Here is an 18,507-nt window from a genome sequence, read left to right as displayed (position 1 = left end):
AGGAGGAAGCCCTCACCATGTCCGACCGCATCGCGGTCATGAACCTGGGCCGGGTGGAGCAGATCGGTACTCCGCGGGAGATATACGAGCACCCCGACTCCTCCTTCGTGGCCGGTTTCATCGGATCCCTCAACGCCATGGACCTGAAGATCCAGCAGCGACAGGACGGCACCGGCGGTATGACGGTCGGTGAAGGCTGGGTGATTGCTCGTGTGGATGCGGATGTGGCGGTCGGTACCACGCTGCGGGCGGCGGTCCGGCCCGAGCGCATCGCCCTGGGTCCGGCCGGCGCTCCTGCCCACCCCGACGGATCCGTGGTCGTAGGAACGGTGGAGGAGGTCATCTACCTCGGGGCGATGAGCCTCTTCCACGTCGACGTGCCGGGCCTGGGCCAGCTCGTCAGCCAGCGCATGTCCCACGAGGACGAGTCCGCATTCCAAACGGGCGACCGGGTGTCGGCCTCCTGGGACCTCGTCCACACGCTCGTCCTTGAGTAGAAGCGGCCGGTGGGCAACTCGCGAGGGCTCAAGTAGCGATTAGTCCCCGTACATCAAGCGGATTGCATCGGTCAGGTAGGTGCGGGCCTTGTCGGTGAGGCGCTTCCAGCCGTAGGTATCAAGGACGAAGCGCATCAGCTCCTCGTGTGACGCGCTCGGAAACACTTCGAGTCGGTGCCGCATCAGGGCGACGACCTCGTTCAACGGCACCTCGTAGAGATCGCGGCCTCCGATCTCGCGAACGACTACGGAGGCGCTCCCGGGGACGCGGAGGACGCGCTGGTACTCGCTGTCTCCCGGGCTGCCCAACTCGTCGATCTGCACCTGCTTCTGAGCGAGCAAACGGTTGACAGCCTGATCCAGCTTGGACCTGGCCAGCTTGGTGACCCGGGTGGAGCCCGATCCCCGTATGTAAGCCTTGTAGGCCCGATCGGTCGTGACCGGTCCTTCCGTCTCGATAATCCTCCGTAGTCCCGGAACGGCCCCGAACGGATGGGTGGCACTGGGGTGGGGAAGCCCGGTCTCCTCCCATGCGGAGTACGGAAGCATGGGCCGGGAGGCCCTGCGGGGTCCGCCGGGCCGATGCGTGGCACCGGTCACGGAAGGTGAGGACGGTACTCCAGAACCGCCGGCACTCGAGACCGGGCTGACCGGGGTATCGCCCCGCAGCACACGGGCCACGTCCTTCACGACGCTCTCCTGGGAGCGGACCTGGGTCTCGATGGCCCACCCGGCGATGTGCGGGGTGAGTACCACCTGATCGAGCGCCAGCAACGGGCTACCGGGGGCCAGCGGCTCCTCCTCGTACACGTCGAGTCCGGCGCCGGCGATCACCCCATCCCGCAGGGCAGCTACCAGTGCCTCCTCGTCGACGATGGGACCTCGCGCGGTGTTGACCAGGAAGGCAGTGGGCCGCATGGCGGCGAGTTCGTCCGCGCCGATGAGATGCCAGGTCTCGTCCGTGAGGGGGACATGGATGGAGACGAAGTCGCTGCCGCCGAGCAACTCGGCCAGACCGGCGGGTGTCACGCCGGCCTCCTCGATGGCGTCAGGCGGTACGTAGGGGTCGTATGCCTGGACCGCCATGCCGAACCCGAAGGCGCGCTGGGCGAGACGCCGCCCGATGGCGCCGAAGCCGATGATGCCCAGAGTCTTGCCCTCCAGTTCGAACCCCATGAAGTCCCAGGGAGGGCGCCGGTCCCCGGCCAGGAGGGAAGTGTGGGACGCCACCACGTTACGGGCCAAACACAGCATGAGGGCCATGGCGTGGTCGGCCACTGCCGCGGCCTGGGTGCCGGCCGCGTTGACGACCGTGACACCGCAGTCTCCGGCCGCCGCCAGGTCCACCTGGTCCATGCCTATGCCGATCCGACCGATGACCTTGAGCCGCCTGCAGCGTTCCAGAACGTCTCGCGTGAGCTGGTTGGGGAACAGGTGGTAGACGGCGGCGTCGGCATCCCGCACAGCCGCCAAGAGGTCCTCCTGTACGGTCACCGGAACCGTCCTCACAGTCCCGACCCCCTCCAGCGCCCGGCGCGAGACCGGTGTCAACTCCACCCGGTCGAGAAAGACGATGTCATAGTTCATCAGCCGGTGGAGTGTACCGATCGCAGCCTGGCCCGTGGCAGAGCGAGGAGGATCATGTGGTATCAATCTGGTATCATCATGCCATGGCCATGACCCTTCGCCTGGCCGAAGACGAGCACACGGCGTTGCGGGAACGCGCCGCGAGTGAGGGGATCTCCATGCAGGAGGCTGCCCGGCGGGCTGTCAGGGACTACGTCCTGAGGGGACAGCATCGAGAGCGGGTGTCCGCCGCTGCCCGGCGCGTGATGGAGGCCCACGCCGACGTGCTCAGACGCCTGGGTGAATGAACCGACCGGTCGTCTATCTCGACCTCGAGGACCTCTTGTACCTGGCCGGGAGGCTGCTGGGGAATCCACCGCCCGTACGTGAGGTGGGCCTACTCGGCGCCGCGGTCGCGCGGCCCCAAACGACCGTATTCGGCGATGAAGCGTATCCGGACCTATGGACGAAGGCTGCGGCTCTTCTGCATTCGATCGTGAAGGGATATCCGCTGGTGGATGGCAACAAACGCCTAGGTTGGCTGGCCACCGCCACGTTCCTCGAGATCAATGGGGTCACGGCAACCGGCGCCACCAACGAAGATGTCTACCGGTTCGTGATCGGCGTCGCTGGCGGAAACGACGATGTCGACCAGCTAGCGGATCAGCTCAGGCGGCTCGTCGCCTGAGCGATCCCTCTCGTTCCATGCTGCCTGTGATCCCTTGCCGATCGGGGTTTGCGGCGCGCGATCTAGGTTCGAGTCCAGCGACTCGCCTTGTACTCCTCGACCCAGATACGCGAGCTTCGCCACTGGCCGTCGGGTCCTCGTGTCGCCTGCAGCCTGCCGCGGGAGGCTGCGGTTCGCAGAGCCGGAGCCGTGAGGTCGGGTGCGGCCAGCGCGGCGAGCGGAACCAAGCGCGCCGGCCCAGCTACGGCCGGTATCACATGCTGGTAGAGGGTGTCCAGGATGGCGCGGGCGATCAGGACGCCCAGGGTTCCCGGCTCGCCCGTATCGGCCCGCCGCAGCGCGCGGAGGTACCGTTCCCTGTCGCGCTTGTAGATGATTGCCGGGGGGTAGCCGAGCCGGACGAGAATCAGATTGAGTACCAATCTTCCTGCCCGCCCGTTGCCGTCGAGGAACGGATGGATCTGCTCGAAACGACAGTGAAGTAAGGCCAGTTGCTCGGGGAAGTCGAGAACCGTGGGATCGAGCGAGTTCACCTCGTCGATCCACGCCGTCATCTCACCGGGGACGAGCGGCCATGACGGAGGGATCATCCCTGTGGGGAAAGGCCTAATCTCGTGCTCTCGATAAGCGCCCGGCGATTCGCGTGCGGTGGCCTCGGAGTGGGGCGCCACCTCCCACACCGGCGTCATGGCCATGTGGTGGACCGTTCTGACATCGGCCAGAGTCAGGATCGCGCCGGTCTCGGATGCTCCACGCGACCGAGCTACGTGTGTGTACACCCACTCCGCGGCATCCGCGTAACCCTTGACCTCCAGGTACTCGCGCAGAGTCCGATTACCAACAGCCCTTCCTTCTTCGAGCAAACGCTCCACCTCGCGCTGAACCAGCGTGTTGCCTTCGATGGCAGTTGAGTGATGGACTTCTCCATGCCAGATTCCCTTCCAGATACCGGCTGCTTCGATCGGACGGGGAAGCCCCCCCAAGCGATCCTTTAGTTCCCGGATCTGGACAGCGAGCCGGTGATAGACGTCGTTATGGGTTGGTCTACCCGGCCTGGGAACGGTTATTTGTTCGCTCATCGGAAAATAATGATACCGAACAATTGTGCGGTTCAGGCGTGTCGGATGCTTCAAGGAGTCCTACCGACGGACAGTGCCCCACCGTTGGGCCGGCCGCAAAGTTTGAAATTGTTGCGCTGCCCACAAAATAAAGGAACAGAACAACAGCTACATATGTGTAATTCGATCCTTCAGGCGAGATTCCGGGCCGTGGCCGCCGGTCAGCCCACCACCGATGGCAGCCAGAGGACGGTGGCGGGGAAGACCATCACCAGGATCAGCGCCACGCCCTGGAGGGCCATGAACGGAAGAGCGCCCCGGTGGATGTCGAGCGTCTTGACCTCGGGTGGCGCCACGCTCTGGAGGTAGAACAGCGAGAATCCGACCGGTGGCGAGATGAAGGCCATGTTGAGGTTGATGGCGATCATCACGGTGAACCAGATCATCAGGGACGGAAGGGTCTCGAAGGGCGTCTCTCCCAACTCGTGGAGCACCCGGATCGCCGGAACGAAGATCGGCATCACGATGAAGGTGATCTCGATGAACTCCAGATTGATGCCGAGCAGGAACACCGCGATGTTGGCGATGATGATGAATCCCCAGAAGCCGCCCGGCAGGCCGGTGAGTATCTCCTGAGCCAGCCGCTGGCCTCCGAGCTGGTCGAAGACCAGCTGGAAGAAGGTCGAGCAGAACAGGATCATCAGCACCAGACCGGTGATGTGAGCGGTGGAACGGGTGGCGCCGGCCAGAACCGGCATCTTCAGGTTCCGGTTCAGGGCGGCCAGGACCACTGCGGCGGTAGCCCCCACCGCCCCGGCCTCGGTCGGCGTGGCGATTCCGGTGAAGATCGACCCGAGCACGGCCAGGATCAGGAGGAGGATGGGCACCACCGCGATCAGCAACTCGCCCACCAGGGCCAGGCCGTGGATAGTGCGCGCCTCCTCGGGAAGGGCCGGCGCCACTCCTTCCTTGGTGTAGGCCTTGAAGATCACCCAGAGGCCGTAGATGGTGGCCAGCATCAACCCGGGGATCATCGCCCCAAGGAACAGGTCGCCCACCGAGACGCCCACCACTTGGGCCAGCAGGATCAGGACCAGCGAGGGCGGGAGTAGCTGGGCGAGGGTTCCTGAGGCGGTGATGAGGCCGGTGGCGAGCCGGTGGTCGTACCCGTAGCGCACCATGGTGGGAAGGGACAGCAGGCCCATGACGATCACGGTGGCCGCCACCACGCCGGTGGCAGCCGCCAGCATGGCTCCGACTATCACCACGGTCAGGCCCAGACCCCCCTTGAGCCGGCCCAGCGCCATCCCGATGGTGGTGAGCATGCGCTCCGCCAGCCCCGATTTCTCGAGGATCGCCCCCATGAACACGAAGAAGGGCACTGCCAGCAGCGTGAAGTTGTCCACCGCCTTGAACCAGCGGCTGAACAGGATGATCAGGCGGTTCAGGTCGAACTCTCCCAAAAGGAGGCCGATGGCTCCGAAGATGACGGCCGTACCGGCGAACGAGAAGGCCACCGGGTAGCCCACCAGCAATAACACCAGGAAGATGGCGAACATGATCATGGCGAGCCATTCCGCGCCCATTACTCGATCCTCAGCGGCGCGTCGGAGCGTCTTTCCCTTATGCCGATCTCCCTACCGGTTAGGCGGGCCCCGAGCCGGATCAGCGTGGCGATCGTCTGGAGGCCCAGCAACAGGAATGCCACGAGGATCATCGCCTTGAGAGGCGCCCGCGGCAGGCCGCCCGGATCGGGCGAGAGTTCCCAGTGGCGCCAGGACTCCAGTACCGGCTTGTACGACACCCATACGGCCAGGGTGACGAAGGGCGCCAGGGCGACTAGATGGCCGACCAGGTCGATCCTGGTCTTTACCCTCTCCGAACGTTCGGCATACCAGAAGTCGACCCGCACGTTCCCGTCATGGCGCAGCAGGACGGGGAACATGAGCAGGAAGATGACTCCATATATGTACCACTGCGCCTCGATCCACGTGTTGTTAACCAACTGGGTTTCGGTATAGCGCCCGACGTAGCGCAGGAAGACATTGAAAAAACCCACCGGGATGAGGATCGCCACCAGCACCCGGGCGATCCAGCCGCAACTTTCGGTGACGGTGTCGGCGACCATCACCACGGTCCGGGCGATCGCGTCCAGAAAGGCACCGATCGCTTGCACGCTATCCGGTCACTTCGGAGGCTGTTGGCCGTTGATGTGCCACTGGGCAGAACCCTACCCGCCCCGCTGCCGGGGCGCACCGCGAGGCAACCGGGTCACACCGTGGCGTTGGTCCCTACCACCACGATGAACAGCCCGAACAATCCCAGCAGGACCACGCCGTGGAAACGTCCCAGGCGGGGCCGGGTAGCGGCCATGACGCCCACCGCAACGCCGATCACCATCATCATGACGTGCTCCCACACCCGCCGCTCCCCGATCGGACCGGCGCCGACCACCCCGGCCACCCCCACCACCAGGAAGGAGTTGAAGAGGTTGGACCCCAGAAGGTTGCCGATGACCAGCTCGTTGGCCTTCCGGCGGGCGGCGGCCACGGCGGTCACCAGCTCGGGCAGGCTGGTTCCCAGGGCGAAGATGGTGGCGCCCACGAACCCCCCGGCAAGCCCGTAGACGTCGGCCACCTGGCTACCCCCCTCGACGAGGAGCCACGCCCCCACCACGATCCCGACTATTGACATCGCGGCGCGTCCTATCTCCGGCGCCGCCTTGCCGCCGGCCCCCTCGACCATCTCTTCGAACGCAGAGCCGGAGGACGTGACGGCTACGCCGGCCTTGACGTCGTGCCTGGACCAGGCGAGCAGGAACACCGTCGCGACGGCCATGCCCGACAACAGCAGGACGCCTTCCCACCGGGCCAGCGTGTCATCCCAGGCCGCGGCCATCATCGCCGCCATGGCCACCAGCGTGATGATCCCCTCGCGGCGGATGGTGCGCAGCTGCCCGACCACCGGCGAGATAACCGCGCTGACCCCCAGCACCAGTGACAGGTTGGCGGCGTTGGAACCCACCACGTTGCCCACCGACTCGGCAAGCTCCCCCCGGACCGCCGCCACCGCGCTCACCACCATCTCCGGGGCGGAGGTGCCGAACCCGATCACGAGCGCTCCCACCAGCACCGGCGAGACCCCCCAGATGTGGGCCAGGCGGGCCGCCGCCACCACGAATGGATCTGCGGATACCCAGAGCAGGACGATGCCGGCGGCGATAAGAGCTAGACCCAGCCAGAGCACCGGCAAAGCCTACCGAGTCGGCCCTATCCCGATGTTGTGGCGATATTGGTGTAAGTGAGATCCGATACGCTGCTAGGCCGGCCCATTCCCGGTGCCTCGGGTTGATGGGCCGGGCCGCCGGTTCGCATCGCCGTGCCGTTCGGGTTATAGGGTGAGGGGGCGATTACCCGGGCGGGGCGTTCGCACAAGCTGCTCTCTGAATCACGCTACCTGTTACAGCAAGCAGGTCATGATTGTGCACGACCACTGTCTCGAGGTGCACTTCGCCGAGCACGGCGGCAAGGGATGGGTATACACTCTGACCGAGGTGGTTCCGATGCTGCGCGAGGCCGGGGTCACCGAAGATCAGTTGAAAATGTCCTGGTGGAGAACCCGAAGCGGATGTTCGCCGTCTGATGGGGTGAGATGATGAAGATCGGCGCGGTCATGCTCTACGTCGACGATTCCGACACGGCACTCGAGCTCTATCGCAACACCGTAGGCCTGGATGTTGCCGACATAGATCCCGGAGCCGGTTACCAGCCGTTGGTCGACTTCGCATGCCTGACGTCGGACCGAGCAGCGCTCGAGATACTCGATCGCGCCACCCACGGCTCCGGCATCACGGACGATGAGGCAGGGCGGGTGCACATCGGGCTGGCAGTGGCCGATCTGGCGACGGAAAGGGCCCGCCTCAACGCGATTGGCGCTACCGAGACCCGCGACCGGGGGACGTACTTCGTCCTGTCCGCCCCCGAAGGCAACCGGCTACAGGCCTACCAGTTCGAAGGATGATCGACCTCACCGACGCCGGCGTAGTCGATTTCCATGCCCACATGTCGCTCCAGATCGGTCTGGGCGAACTGATCCGGCGCGACGTGACCGCGCAACTGAACCTCTTCCACGGCACGCCGGGCAGGTCATATCGCTGGGACGATCTTGAACCGGTTCCCGACTACGAGCGCGGCATGGCGCAGTGGGCCCACCCGCTCAACTCGCAGTACCGCATGCTGATCAGGTACGTGGCCGGGGCCCTGGGATGCGAGCCCGATGTCGTGGAGATTGACGAAACGCTCTCTGCCACGATGGAGCAGGGCTTCAGCATGTATCTCGAATCGGTGCTCGACCGGGAGCGTATCGACCTCGTCGTGCTCGATCTGCTCGGCGAGTTGCGTGACGGGGCCGCCGGATTCCCGGACGACCGTTATGTGTGGATCTACGGAATCACCCCGTTGCTCTCTCCACTTGCCGTGATCGAGCGCGGCATCACTTCGCTCGACGACGCCATCAGGTGGGTCGACGAGTCGATCGACATTGCCGTGGCGCAAGGGTGCGTCGGGTTCAAGAACCTGATGGGCTACTACCGCGCGCTCGACGTCTCGAGGCCCACCGCCGATGAGGCCGCTTCCGGGCTGCGCCAGGTAGCGGCGACGCCCCCGGCCGACGTGAAAGAGTCGTTCCTGTACGGGCGTATAGGGACCTACGACGAGGCGACCGGGCGCGCGGCGCGGGCATACGAGGACTTCGTGATCCGCCACATCGTCGCCCGCGCCGGCGATCTCGGCCTGCTGCAGCTGATTCACACCGGGGCCCAGTACTCGCCCAACCAGAACCTGCACGCCGCGGATCCGGCACGCTTGTTCTCCCTTTTCTCGGAACCGGCTTCGAACGGAACGACGTTCGTCATGCTCCATGCCGGGGCGCCGTACCACGAGAACGCCGCCTACCTGGCCTGGCAGTTTCCCAACGTGTACGTCGACCTGTCCCACACGATGCGGATACCGGGGCGCCTCAATTCGATTCTGAGCACCATTCTGTCCATAGCTCCTGCGCACAAGGTGCTCTACGGCAGCGATTCCTACGCATCGGCCGAATGGCTCGGCTACAGCGCACACCGGATGCGGAAACATCTGGCACTCGTGCTGAGCGATCTCTCTGCCGACCTGGAGTGGACCGAGGCGGAGGCCGAACAAGTCGGCCGGATGGTGCTCGGAGACAACGCCAGGGCCATACTGCCCGGTGTCGCTCGGTAAGCGACCAGGCCCATTTCCAGGCATGTCAACGAACTTTACTCACTACTAAGGTCGGGAGCCGAGCATCAGGGAGGTCGGGGAGGTAGCCAGATCGTGGCACTCAGCCGAATCCCGTCAGACAGCGGTATTGTCCACACATCCTTGAGAACCCGTGCCTCGTGCGGGAATCGCTTCAGGATCCTCACCCGGCTCCCTTCGTCCAGGCTGAGGCTATTGCTTCGCTGATTCGGGTGTCATGGCTCTGCCCGACCGGCCGGGCTGCCGGTTCGCATCGCCGTGCCGTTCGGGTCGTAGGGTGAGGGGGCGATCACGCGGGCTGGGCGCTCGACCCCGACGATATGGGTTGTGAGTTCGGTTCCTTCTGCGGTGTGCTCCCGGTCGATGAGGGCCATGGCGAGGCTCTTACCGATGGTATGGCCGTAGTTGCCCGAGGTGATGTAGCCGACCCTCCGGTCGCCGTTCCATACCGGTTCGTACCCGGTGGCGTCCGCATCGGTGGCGTCCACTTCGAGGGTGACCAGCCTCCTGGTGGCGGTGTCTTCGTCCCGCTCCTTGCGGGCCGGCCCGGAACCGATAAAGCCGTCCTTGGACCAGTCGATCCATCGGTCCAATCCGGTCATGGCCGGGGTGTACTCCTGGCGGAACTCGGTCGACCAGATGCCGAAGCTCTTCTCGATCCGGAGCGAGAGCATCGCGTTATAGCCATACTCGATCGCATCGAGACCCTCGGCGGCGGCGAGAAGGAGGCGGCGCAGGGCGATGTGCTCGGCGGCCGGGCATTGGATCTCGTATCCGAGCTCTCCGGTGACCGAGATCCGGCCCACCCGGGCGCGGATCATGCCCACGTCGAGCTCACGACACCTCATGAAACCCATCCCCTCCGCCGAGACGTCATCCGGCGTGACCCGTTGCAACAGATCACGAGAACTCGGCCCGGAGAGCGAAAAGCCGACGACTGAATCGGAGATGTCACGCACCGTCACCCCGTCCGAGAGGTGATCGTTGAACCAGCGCATATGCCAGGCTCGCAGGTAGTACGAGCCCACGATCCACCACGTGCCGTCCCCCCAGTTGAACAACGTCAGGTCTCCTTTGAGCCGGCCGTCGTGGCCCAGCATCGGGGCGAGCTTGATCCGCCCGGGTGCGGGCAACGCGCTGGCGAAGAGCCGGTCGAGCCATGCCGCGGCGCCGGGACCGGCGACCTCGTAGCGGGAGAACCCGGCGATGTCGAGGATCCCGACGGTGGAACGCACCCGGCGGCACTCTTCGCCGACGATGTCGAACGCGTTGGAGCGGCGCAACGTAGGCACCTCTTCGAATCCCTTGGGGGCGAAGTAGATCGGGACCTCGAGACCGTACGAGCACCCCCATTGCGCCCCCGCCTCGGTCATCGCATCGTACGCCGGGGCCATGCGCAACGGCCGGCCCGCCCACAACTCCTCGTTGGGGTAGGTGATCACGAACCGGCGCGAGTAGAACTGCGCGGTCATCTGCCGGATGTACTCACGGTTCTCGGCGTAGGACCCGAAGCGCGCCACGTCCATCGCGAAGATGTCCTCCTCCGGTTCCCCCTCTATCATCCACTCCGCCAGCGACTTGCCCACGCCGCCGCCCTGGAGGAAGCCGGCCATCACCGCACACGCCGACCAGTAGTTGCGCAACCCGGGCACCGGACCCACCAGGGGGTTGCCGTCCGGCGAGAAGGTGAACGCCCCGTTCACCCAGCGGCTGATACCGGTGTGCTCGAGGACCGGGTAGCGGGACATCGCAAACGACAGCTCGCTCGAGATCCGATCCACCTCCGGTGGGATCAGCTCCAAGCCGTAGTCCCACGGCGCACCGTCCATGTTCCAATGCCGGCAATCGCGCTCGTAGACCCCGACCAACACCCCCTGGAGCTCCTGACGCAGGTAGGTGTAGCCCTCCAGGTCGATCATGATCGGCACCTCGAAGTTGAGGGCCGCGATCTCGGGGATCGTCTCGGTGACCAGGTAGTGATGCTGCATCGGCGAGACGGGGAGCTCCACCCCCGCCATCCGCCCCGCCTGCTTGGCCCACAGCCCGGCGGCGTTCACAACGTGCTCAGCGACGATGGTTCCCCCCTCGGTCACCGCCTCCCACGACCCGTCACGGCGTGGGAGCAGCTCGACCACCCGGTTGTGCTCGATCACGTCTCCACCCCGCAACCGGGCAGCCTTGGCGTAGGCGTGGACCACCGCCGACGGATCGATATAGCCCTCACGATCCGCCCACAGACCCCCGAGCACATCGGAGACGTTCATGATCGGACACCACTGCTCGATCTCATCGGGGCCGATCAGGCGCACGTCCTCGATACCCATCGTCTGGAACACCCGGTACGCCGCCTGCAACCACTCCCACCGCTCCGGCGCCGAAGCCACCGAGATGCCACCCGTCATGTGCATCCCCACGTCGAGGCCGGACTCCTCCCCGATCTCGGAAAGCAGATCGATCGTGTACGCCTGCAGAGCCGCGATATTCGGATCGGCGTTGAGAGCATGCACAGCGCCGGCGGCGTGCCAACTCGACCCGGCTGTCAACACCTCTCGCTCCACGATCGCCACGTCGCTCCAACCCAGCTTCGTCAAGTGATACAGCACGCTGGCGCCGACCACGCCGCCCCCGATCACCACCACCCGGTACTGCGACTTCACGATCCCTCCAGTCCCGGCTTCACGATGGAGCGCATCAGTTGAGCGGCAAACGCGTGTAATGGTCCGGGCTCTCCGGATGATGGAAATGGCTCATCGGCCCGTTATCCACGAAGTGCTGGTGCCAGCGCGCCATCGACTCGGGATCGAGCTCGACGCCGAGGCCGGGTCCTTCGGGAACGCGGATGGTGTTGTCGGTCTGGCGGAAGGGTCCGCCGTAGACCACGTCCCCGATCTGCCACCGGAACAACGACTGCGACGGCTCGGTGATCCACTGCGTCCCAGCCGTCAGATGTAGATAGGCCGCGGTCATGATGCCGAGGTCATTCGAGTAGCACCAGAAGTCCTTGCCCATCGCCTCGCAAGCGGCCACGAATCTGAGCGTCGCCCTGATGCCGCCGAGCGCCGCGAAGTTGCAGACAAAGGCATCCGGCGCCCCCAGCGCGACGGCGCGGCGCAGGTCCGGCACATGGGTGGAGAAGGGGATCATCGTATGGCGGCGCAACTCTGCCATCTCCTCAAACGTTGCGACGGGGTCCTCGTAGTTGCGGATGTTGAACGCCTCGACCTCGCGCAACACCCAGCGGGCGGTGGTCAGCGACCATTGCATGTTCGAGTCGAGGCGGATCATGGCGTCCGCGCCGAGCGCCTCGCGCAACATGGCGACAGTCCGTATCTCCAACTCGGGGTCGCCCAGAATCAGCTTGCCCTCGAAGTAGGTCGAGCCATGTTCCTCGCGCATCCTCAGGCAGTATTCGACGATGGCCTCGGCCGACATCTCGCCGCCCGCGCCCTCGTGCTCAGGCCGGAACGAGAAGTATTCGGTGAAAGGGATGTCCTTGCGCACGGCTCCACCCAGCAGCTTGTAGAGGGGCATGTCGAGGGCCTTGCCCATGATGTCCCAAAGTGCCACTTCGACGGCGCCGAAAGCGACCATCGAGGCAGTCTCGCCGGTGTTCGCGGTGATCTGATAAGCAGGTACGCAGCGCGCCTCGCAGTCTGCGAGATCGAACGGGTCGGCACCGATGAGGGCGGGCGCGATCTCTCGCTCGATCACCTCGCCGAAATGCCACCACGGTGCCTCCCCGAGGCCGACGATGCCCTCGTCGGTTTCCACCTCGACGATCGACTTCGACGCACCCGGATAGAGACCAGCGGTCCACCAGAACGGCGCATCGAAGGGGACGTTCACGTGCGTCACACGGATGCTGGTGATCTTCATGCGCCCACCCTCGTCAGTGCCGACCGCCCGGCATCGCTTCCTTCTATGCAACAAACGCCTTCGGCGCATCGTTGATGGCCGGGTCGTGATTGGCATTGTAGGAATCGAGTCCAGCTCGTCACCGGAGTGGCTCGCGGCAAGGGATTGCACTCTGCAGCGCCCGCCCATACGAGCTAGGTATCGTGAACGCGGCTAGGCATCGGCGCCCGCGATCCGGGCGGAGCAACCGCGAACGCTTGAAAGGGGAGTATCCATGATCATCGACACCCACGTCTGGCTATCGGAGCCGGACAGTTGGGGCGACCTGACCATGATGGACGACGCGATGATCGACGCCGGTTGGACCGAAATCGGTGAGAAGACGGGCCTTAACCAGGGGATGAGCGGCGAACAGATGGTCGCCCGTATGGACGAAGCAGGCGTCGACAAAGCCATCAGTCACGCGATCAAGATGCCTCATCTCAATGCCCACGTGCCGTCCGAGTTCGTGGCGGGCGAGGTGGCCAAGTTCCCCGATCGGCTGATCGGCATGGGCAGCGTCGACCTCCTCGGCGGCCTCCCCGCACTGCGGGAGATGGAAGAGATCGTAGATATGGGTCTCATCGGCATGAAGATCACACCGGCGCCTGACTACGACATGAACCTCGACGACGAGCGGATCATGCCCATCTACGAGAAGGCCGAGGAGCTCGGGATGATCATCCAGGTCCACACCGGGTGGGCCGGATACGACTTGTTGAGCCAGCAGCATCCCCTGCATCTGGACAGGGTTTCGGTTCGGTTCCCCGACTTGAAGCTGATCGTGGTCCACGCCGGATTCAACTACTACGAAGAAGTCGTGATGATGATGCTGAAGAACCGCAACATGTACGCCGGGACCGGCTGGTGGGGGTTCCTCCAACCGTTGGAGGCCAACGTGCGGTTCTTGAAGTACGCCAAGCACTTCAAGGTCCTCGACAAGTGTCTCTGGGGCACCGACAACTACGACTGCCGCGAAGACGTCCCCTACATCAAGTCCTTCCCCCGCCTCGCCAAGGAACTCAACATCGCCCCCGGCCTCCCCGACCTGACCGACGACGACATCGCCGCCTACCTCGGCGGTAACGCAGCCCGCCTCCTCCAACTCGACGGCTCCGATCAGGATCGGCAGAACTGAGGGGAAGCTCGTAGCTCATGGCCACCGTCCGTACCGTCCTCGGCGAGATCTCACCGGATGACCTCGGCGTCACTATGAGCCACGAGCACCTGCTGCTCGACACGTCACATCTGTTCTGGGACGAGCCCTCCACCAGCGATCCGCCCGAGATCCAGGCTCTGGCAACGGCCCCGGTGACCCCGGACAACGCCGACGCCGTGATCGCCCGGCCGTATGTATCGAAGGACAACCTGCGGATGACGGAGCTGGACGTCGCCATCCGGGAGCTGCAGCTGTACAGGGACGCCGGGGGGAGGAGCTTCGTCGATGTCAGCGGCCGGATCCCCGGCTGGCACCCCGATGACCTCGTCGTCGCCAGCGAAGCCACCGGAGTCAACATCGTGGCCTCCACCGGTTGGTATATCTCACCTGCCCACCCGCCCAGCCACGCCCAGGCCGGCGTGGACGATCTGGCGGAGGTGATGGTCAGCCACATCGAGGTGGGTATCGAGGGCACCGATGTGCGCGCCGGGGTCATCGGCGAGCTCGGCATGACCGAGCCGCTCCATCCCCAAGAAGAGAAGGTGCTCCGCGCCGGCGCCCGCGCCCAGGGACGAACCGGGGTTCCCCTTACCGTGCATCCCATGGTCTTCAAGAAGGAGGCCCACCGATACATCGACATCCTCGAGGAGGAGGGCGCCAACCTCGACAAGGTCTACATCAGCCACATGGACGGCAGCTGCCCCGACTACGAGTACCACGAGTCCGTGATGGACCGGGGCGTCTCCATCGACTATGACTGCTTCGGGGACACATCTTGGAACGACACACACCTCCTCTTCGGAGGCGACCACTGGATCTCGGACCGGGAACGCGTCGAGACGCTGGCCCGCCTCTGCGCCGACGGCTACAGCCGCCAGATCATGCTCGCCCAGGATCGGTGTCTGAAAACGCACCTGGTCGCCTACGGCGGCAAGGGCTACGCGTACATTCTCACCGATATCGTTCCGCAGCTTCTCGATGCCGGTGTTACCCAAGGCCAGATCGACGACATGCTCATCGAAAACCCGAAACGGATCTTCGCCGTCGATTCGAGCTAACTGCCACGGCGGTCTGGACTCTCCGACCCATGAACCAGCCGCTCCGCAGTTCGTGGGCAGGCCTAGCCCCGATTATTCATGGTGGGGGTGTGTCGGGTGACGGAATCGGTTGTTCCATGATCCTGGCCTGGAGTCATGGCCATTCGACGGCCCCATCTTCCGGCCGGCGTCGAATCAACCGCCGGGTGAAGGGTGGCCGCTTGCGGATGATGTGGTTGAAGTGGCCTGATTCGTGCTGGTGTGCTGGGAACAGGAATAATCAGGGCTAGCGTAAGCGGCCTACGCCTCCCGCTTGCGAGGCGATCCTCCTACGGGACTGATTATGCCTGATGTCTTCATAGCCGACGCCTGCCGCACCCCGATGGGTCGCCTGGGCGGCCAGCTGGCCGCAGTCCGGCCCGACGACCTGGCTGCTCACGTGATCCGCTCGCTCTTGGAACGCAACCCGGGCCTTTCGCCCGAGATGGTCGGCGATGTGGTCTGGGGTGCGGCCAACCAGGCCGGCGAGGACAACCGGAACGTGGGCCGGATGGCGGCGCTCCTGGGTGGCCTGGGTATCGAGACGCCCGGCCAGACCGTGAACCGGCTGTGCGGTTCGGGTATGCAGGCGGTGATCACCGCCGCCCACTCGCTCATGGCGGGATGGGGAGACGTGACGGTGGCAGGGGGCTCCGAGTCGATGAGCCGGGCGCCATACGTGGTGACCAAGCCGGAGCGGGCCTACGGGGTGGGAGCGCCGCAGATGGTCGACACCGTGCTGGGATGGCGCCTGGTCAACCGCCGGATGCAGGCCGCCTACCCGCCGATCAGCCTGGGCGAGACCGCCGAGAAGGTCGCCTCGACCTACGGCGTCACCCGCCACCAGCAGGACAGCTTCTCCCTGACCAGCCACCGGAGGGCGGTCGCCGCGCAGGAGTCGGGCCGTTTCGAGGCCGAGATCATTCCCATCGAGGCGCCTGCCGGGCCCAAGGGGCGCACTATGGCGCTGATCGAACATGATGAGGGCCCGAGACCGGACACCTCCCTGGAAGCCCTGGCCAAGCTCCGGCCCGTCTTTGTCGAGGGAGGCACGGTCACAGCCGGCAATTCATCCCCGATGAACGACGGGGCCGCCGGCCTGATCCTCGCAACGGCCGCCGGGCTGGAGCGGACCGGGCTGGCCCCGATGGTCCGCCTGGTGTCGTCGGCGGCGGCCGGGGTGCCCCCGGACGTGATGGGAATCGGCCCGGTTCCGGCCTCCCGCATGGCGCTGGCGCGAGCCGGCCTTAACGTGTCCGACCTCGACCTGGTGGAACTGAACGAAGCCTTCGCCGCCCAGGCTGTGGCCTGCCGCGACGAGCTGGGCCTGGATCCGGACCGGGTCAACGTCAACGGCGGGGCGATAGCCCTGGGCCATCCGCTCGGGTGCTCGGGGGCGCGCATCGTCACCACCCTGGTGCACGAGCTGGCCCGCCGTAAGGGACGCTACGGCCTGGCCACGATGTGCATCGGGGTCGGCCAGGGAATCGCTCTGGTGATCGAGCGGGTGTAGAAGGGCAAACGGAGAGAGCCGGGGATGGCATGGCTGCGGCCGGGCCCGGCCTGCCACGTGAAGCGACCCAGAATCCCCTTGGCCACTACACCGGCCAACCCACGAACCGGATCCTCGGACATGCCGTGACCTTTCCCGGTCGAAGAGAACGCGAAAATCGCCGGACTACACCCCACCCGGCGGGCCCGGCCCCCAGCCACCACCTCCTTCGGTCCGAGCGCGTTCCGCCATCCCCGCACGGGTCCGCTCCCGATTGATCCCTGTCCGGTCCCTCCGACGTCGTAAGACAAGAGCCCGGTGGTGTTTGTGACTGCCGGGCAGTATGGGGCGGGACGGCGGCGGGTTCAACCCCCCTGTCGGGCGGCGTTGCGGGCGTCCCGCCAGTCGAGCCAGTCCGGCACCGCCGACAGGTCGTAGCGGGGTCCGTTGATCGACAGCGTTATCAGGGTGGCCCCGGCCGCCAGAAGCCCGTCGGCGCGGTCGATTTCCGTCGGGTCCTCGACCTCGATGGCGCGTTCCACCTCGGCCGGGTCACGTCCGGCCTCGCGGCACCAGCCGTCCAGTATCCGGTTCTTGCGGGTGAGCGTCTCCGGACCGCCGAACCCGTGCCAGATGTCGGCGTAAAGGCCTGCGAGCCGCAGGGTGTGCTTCTCGCCCATGCCGCCGATCAGCATGGGGATGTCCCTTACCGGGGGAGGGTTGAGGAGCCGGAGGCGCTTGGTGATGCGGTACAGACCGGATTCGAAGTCCCGGAGCCGGGTGCCGCCGGTGCCGTACGGGTACTCGTACTCGGTGTAATCCTTCTCGAACCATCCGGCGCCGAGACCCAGGATGAGGCGACCGTCGCTGATGTGGTCCACCGTGCGCGCCATGTCGGCCAGCAGGTGGGCGTTGCGGTACGAGTAGCAGGTGACCAGGGCGCCGATCTCGACCCGCTCGGTCGCCTCGGCGAACGAGGCGAGCATGGTCCAGCACTCGAAGTGCTTGCCGTCCGGATCCCCGTACAGCGGGTAGAAGTGGTCCCAGTTGAATACCGCGTCCACGCCCATCTCCTCGGCCCGGACGGCGGCCGCCCTGATGTCCCGGTAGTCGCCGTGCTGGGGGCGGATCTGCACCGCGATCCTGACGGGATAGCTCATATCTCCTCCGTGGCTGCCTAGAGGGGTGGGATCCCGACCGGCCGCTCACCGAACTCGGGGCCTTCGGTGCGGGTTCGCTTCAGCTCCCAGAATCCCGGCACGGTGGTGACCGCCACCAGACCGTCCCAGAGCCGCAAGGAGTCATCACGGCTGGGCACACGGGTGATCACGGGGCCGAACATCCCGACCCGGTCGCCCCGGGCATCCTCCATGGCGATGATCGGGGTGCCCACGTCATCGCCCACCAGCGCGAGCCCGAAATCCATGCGGCGGCGGATCTCCCCGTCCCACGAGGCGTCCGCGAAGGCCCCGGCATGGCCGGGGTCGATACCGACGGCGCCCAATACCTCGGCCACGTCGAAGTCGAACAGGTTCTGGTCGTTGTGGATGTGGGTGCCGAACGCCCAGTAGGCCTGAAACACGCCCTCGTTGCCGAGTTCCGTCCTCACCGACTCCATCACCCGCAACATGCCGTGGCTCCGGGAGGTGGTCCGGTGCCGGTCCGAGCCCGGCTCCGGATCGTTCTTGAACATGAGGCTGATGGGTTCCCACACCACCCGCACGTCCCTTTGCGGCGTAACCTCGTCGACGACCCACCGGGCCGTCACCCAGCACCACGGTCAGAGCGGGTCAACCCAGAA

Annotated in this window: 17 protein-coding genes and 1 pseudogene; 9 read left to right on the top strand and 9 right to left on the bottom strand. The window is 65.5% G+C overall.

Going from position 1 to position 18,507, the window contains the following annotated elements:
• Positions 1-128 (top strand): annotated as a pseudogene (locus OXM57_02905) (spermidine/putrescine ABC transporter ATP-binding protein).
• Between the two features lie 51 nt (positions 129-179).
• A complete protein-coding gene (locus OXM57_02900; GenBank protein ID MDE0351626.1) occupies positions 180-497 on the top strand; it encodes a TOBE domain-containing protein in 318 nt (105 codons plus the stop codon).
• 39 nt (positions 498-536) lie between these two features.
• Here OXM57_02900 and OXM57_02895 read toward each other — a convergent pair whose 3' ends face one another.
• Positions 537-2,084, bottom strand: coding sequence for a hydroxyacid dehydrogenase (locus tag OXM57_02895; protein MDE0351625.1), 1,548 nt, complete (start codon positions 2,082-2,084; stop codon positions 537-539).
• A 56-nt stretch (positions 2,085-2,140) separates the two neighbouring features.
• Here OXM57_02895 and OXM57_02890 point away from each other — a divergent pair, with 56 nt between their 5' ends.
• Together OXM57_02890 and OXM57_02885 are read left to right on the top strand one after the other, a co-directional pair.
• Positions 2,141-2,371 (top strand): CopG family transcriptional regulator, encoded by a 231-nt coding sequence (locus tag OXM57_02890; protein MDE0351624.1) that lies wholly within the window; start codon positions 2,141-2,143, stop codon positions 2,369-2,371.
• Positions 2,368-2,751, top strand: a complete 384-nt coding sequence (locus OXM57_02885) for a type II toxin-antitoxin system death-on-curing family toxin (GenBank protein ID MDE0351623.1) — start codon at positions 2,368-2,370, stop codon at positions 2,749-2,751. Before OXM57_02890 ends, OXM57_02885 begins: the two co-directional genes overlap by 4 nt.
• Before the next feature lie 62 nt (positions 2,752-2,813).
• On the opposite strand, the gene OXM57_02880 is transcribed toward OXM57_02885, so the two are convergent.
• From OXM57_02880 to OXM57_02865, 4 genes are all read right to left on the bottom strand, one after another.
• A complete protein-coding gene (locus tag OXM57_02880) occupies positions 2,814-3,830 on the bottom strand; it encodes a Fic family protein (protein MDE0351622.1) in 1,017 nt (338 codons plus the stop codon).
• Positions 3,831-4,030: 200 nt separating this feature from the next.
• The gene (locus OXM57_02875) at positions 4,031-5,395 is read right to left on the bottom strand and encodes a TRAP transporter large permease subunit (GenBank protein MDE0351621.1); all 1,365 of its coding nucleotides are present in this window, start codon (positions 5,393-5,395) and stop codon (positions 4,031-4,033) included.
• Entirely contained in the window at positions 5,395-5,985 is a 591-nt protein-coding gene (locus OXM57_02870) for a TRAP transporter small permease subunit (GenBank protein ID MDE0351620.1), read from the bottom strand. The genes OXM57_02875 and OXM57_02870 overlap by 1 nt, the downstream gene beginning before the upstream one ends.
• A gap of 95 nt (positions 5,986-6,080) precedes the next feature.
• A complete protein-coding gene (locus OXM57_02865) occupies positions 6,081-7,055 on the bottom strand; it encodes a calcium/sodium antiporter (GenBank protein MDE0351619.1) in 975 nt (324 codons plus the stop codon).
• Positions 7,056-7,460: 405 nt separating this feature from the next.
• Here OXM57_02865 and OXM57_02860 point away from each other — a divergent pair, with 405 nt between their 5' ends.
• Entirely contained in the window at positions 7,461-7,829 is a 369-nt protein-coding gene (locus tag OXM57_02860) for a VOC family protein (GenBank protein MDE0351618.1), read from the top strand.
• A complete protein-coding gene (locus tag OXM57_02855) occupies positions 7,826-9,067 on the top strand; it encodes an amidohydrolase family protein (GenBank protein ID MDE0351617.1) in 1,242 nt (413 codons plus the stop codon). The genes OXM57_02860 and OXM57_02855 overlap by 4 nt, the downstream gene beginning before the upstream one ends.
• 233 nt (positions 9,068-9,300) lie before the next feature.
• Here the strand turns inward: OXM57_02855 and OXM57_02850 are convergent, their stop codons facing one another.
• Complete coding sequence (locus OXM57_02850; GenBank protein MDE0351616.1) at positions 9,301-11,742, bottom strand: FAD-dependent oxidoreductase; 2,442 nt, start codon at positions 11,740-11,742, stop codon at positions 9,301-9,303.
• A 34-nt stretch (positions 11,743-11,776) separates the two neighbouring features.
• Complete coding sequence (locus OXM57_02845) at positions 11,777-12,961, bottom strand: mandelate racemase/muconate lactonizing enzyme family protein (protein MDE0351615.1); 1,185 nt, start codon at positions 12,959-12,961, stop codon at positions 11,777-11,779.
• Positions 12,962-13,214: 253 nt separating this feature from the next.
• Here OXM57_02845 and OXM57_02840 point away from each other — a divergent pair, with 253 nt between their 5' ends.
• The 3 genes from OXM57_02840 to OXM57_02830 all read left to right on the top strand — a co-directional run bounded on the left by OXM57_02840 (position 13,215) and on the right by OXM57_02830 (position 16,727).
• A complete protein-coding gene (locus tag OXM57_02840; protein MDE0351614.1) occupies positions 13,215-14,117 on the top strand; it encodes an amidohydrolase family protein in 903 nt (300 codons plus the stop codon).
• A 17-nt stretch (positions 14,118-14,134) separates the two neighbouring features.
• A complete protein-coding gene (locus OXM57_02835; GenBank protein ID MDE0351613.1) occupies positions 14,135-15,196 on the top strand; it encodes a hypothetical protein in 1,062 nt (353 codons plus the stop codon).
• Between the two features lie 322 nt (positions 15,197-15,518).
• Positions 15,519-16,727 (top strand): thiolase family protein, encoded by a 1,209-nt coding sequence (locus tag OXM57_02830; GenBank protein MDE0351612.1) that lies wholly within the window; start codon positions 15,519-15,521, stop codon positions 16,725-16,727.
• Between the two features lie 344 nt (positions 16,728-17,071).
• Here OXM57_02830 and OXM57_02825 read toward each other — a convergent pair whose 3' ends face one another.
• Both OXM57_02825 and OXM57_02820 read right to left on the bottom strand, forming a co-directional pair.
• Positions 17,072-17,866: an LLM class F420-dependent oxidoreductase gene (locus OXM57_02825; protein MDE0351611.1), complete on the bottom strand. Its 795-nt coding sequence runs from the start codon at positions 17,864-17,866 to the stop codon at positions 17,072-17,074.
• A gap of 17 nt (positions 17,867-17,883) precedes the next feature.
• Positions 17,884-18,474 carry a disulfide bond formation protein DsbA gene (locus OXM57_02820; GenBank protein MDE0351610.1) on the bottom strand — a complete coding sequence of 197 codons (591 nt, stop codon included), beginning with the start codon at positions 18,472-18,474 and terminating at the stop codon, positions 17,884-17,886.
• Positions 18,475-18,507: the final 33 nt, after the last annotated feature.

The organism is bacterium (assembly GCA_028820935.1).
Taxonomy (GTDB): domain Bacteria; phylum Actinomycetota; class Acidimicrobiia; order Spongiisociales; family Spongiisociaceae; genus Spongiisocius.
This window is presented reverse-complemented; position numbering and strand designations above follow the sequence as displayed.

Excerpts from the sequence above, each read along its gene's own strand:
- OXM57_02875 (MDE0351621.1), bottom strand. The coding sequence starts at position 5,395 with ATGGGCGCGGAATGGCTCGCCATGATCATGTTCGCCATCTTCCTGGTG.
- OXM57_02855 (MDE0351617.1), top strand. The coding sequence starts at position 7,826 with ATGATCGACCTCACCGACGCCGGCGTAGTCGATTTCCATGCCCACATG.
- OXM57_02840 (MDE0351614.1), top strand. The coding sequence starts at position 13,215 with ATGATCATCGACACCCACGTCTGGCTATCGGAGCCGGACAGTTGGGGC.
- OXM57_02885 (MDE0351623.1), top strand. The coding sequence starts at position 2,368 with ATGAACCGACCGGTCGTCTATCTCGACCTCGAGGACCTCTTGTACCTG.
- OXM57_02825 (MDE0351611.1), bottom strand. The coding sequence starts at position 17,866 with ATGAGCTATCCCGTCAGGATCGCGGTGCAGATCCGCCCCCAGCACGGC.
- OXM57_02845 (MDE0351615.1), bottom strand. The coding sequence starts at position 12,961 with ATGAAGATCACCAGCATCCGTGTGACGCACGTGAACGTCCCCTTCGAT.
- OXM57_02880 (MDE0351622.1), bottom strand. The coding sequence starts at position 3,830 with ATGAGCGAACAAATAACCGTTCCCAGGCCGGGTAGACCAACCCATAAC.
- OXM57_02895 (MDE0351625.1), bottom strand. The coding sequence starts at position 2,084 with ATGAACTATGACATCGTCTTTCTCGACCGGGTGGAGTTGACACCGGTC.
- OXM57_02900 (MDE0351626.1), top strand. The coding sequence starts at position 180 with ATGACGGTCGGTGAAGGCTGGGTGATTGCTCGTGTGGATGCGGATGTG.
- OXM57_02835 (MDE0351613.1), top strand. The coding sequence starts at position 14,135 with ATGGCCACCGTCCGTACCGTCCTCGGCGAGATCTCACCGGATGACCTC.
- OXM57_02860 (MDE0351618.1), top strand. The coding sequence starts at position 7,461 with ATGATGAAGATCGGCGCGGTCATGCTCTACGTCGACGATTCCGACACG.
- OXM57_02830 (MDE0351612.1), top strand. The coding sequence starts at position 15,519 with ATGCCTGATGTCTTCATAGCCGACGCCTGCCGCACCCCGATGGGTCGC.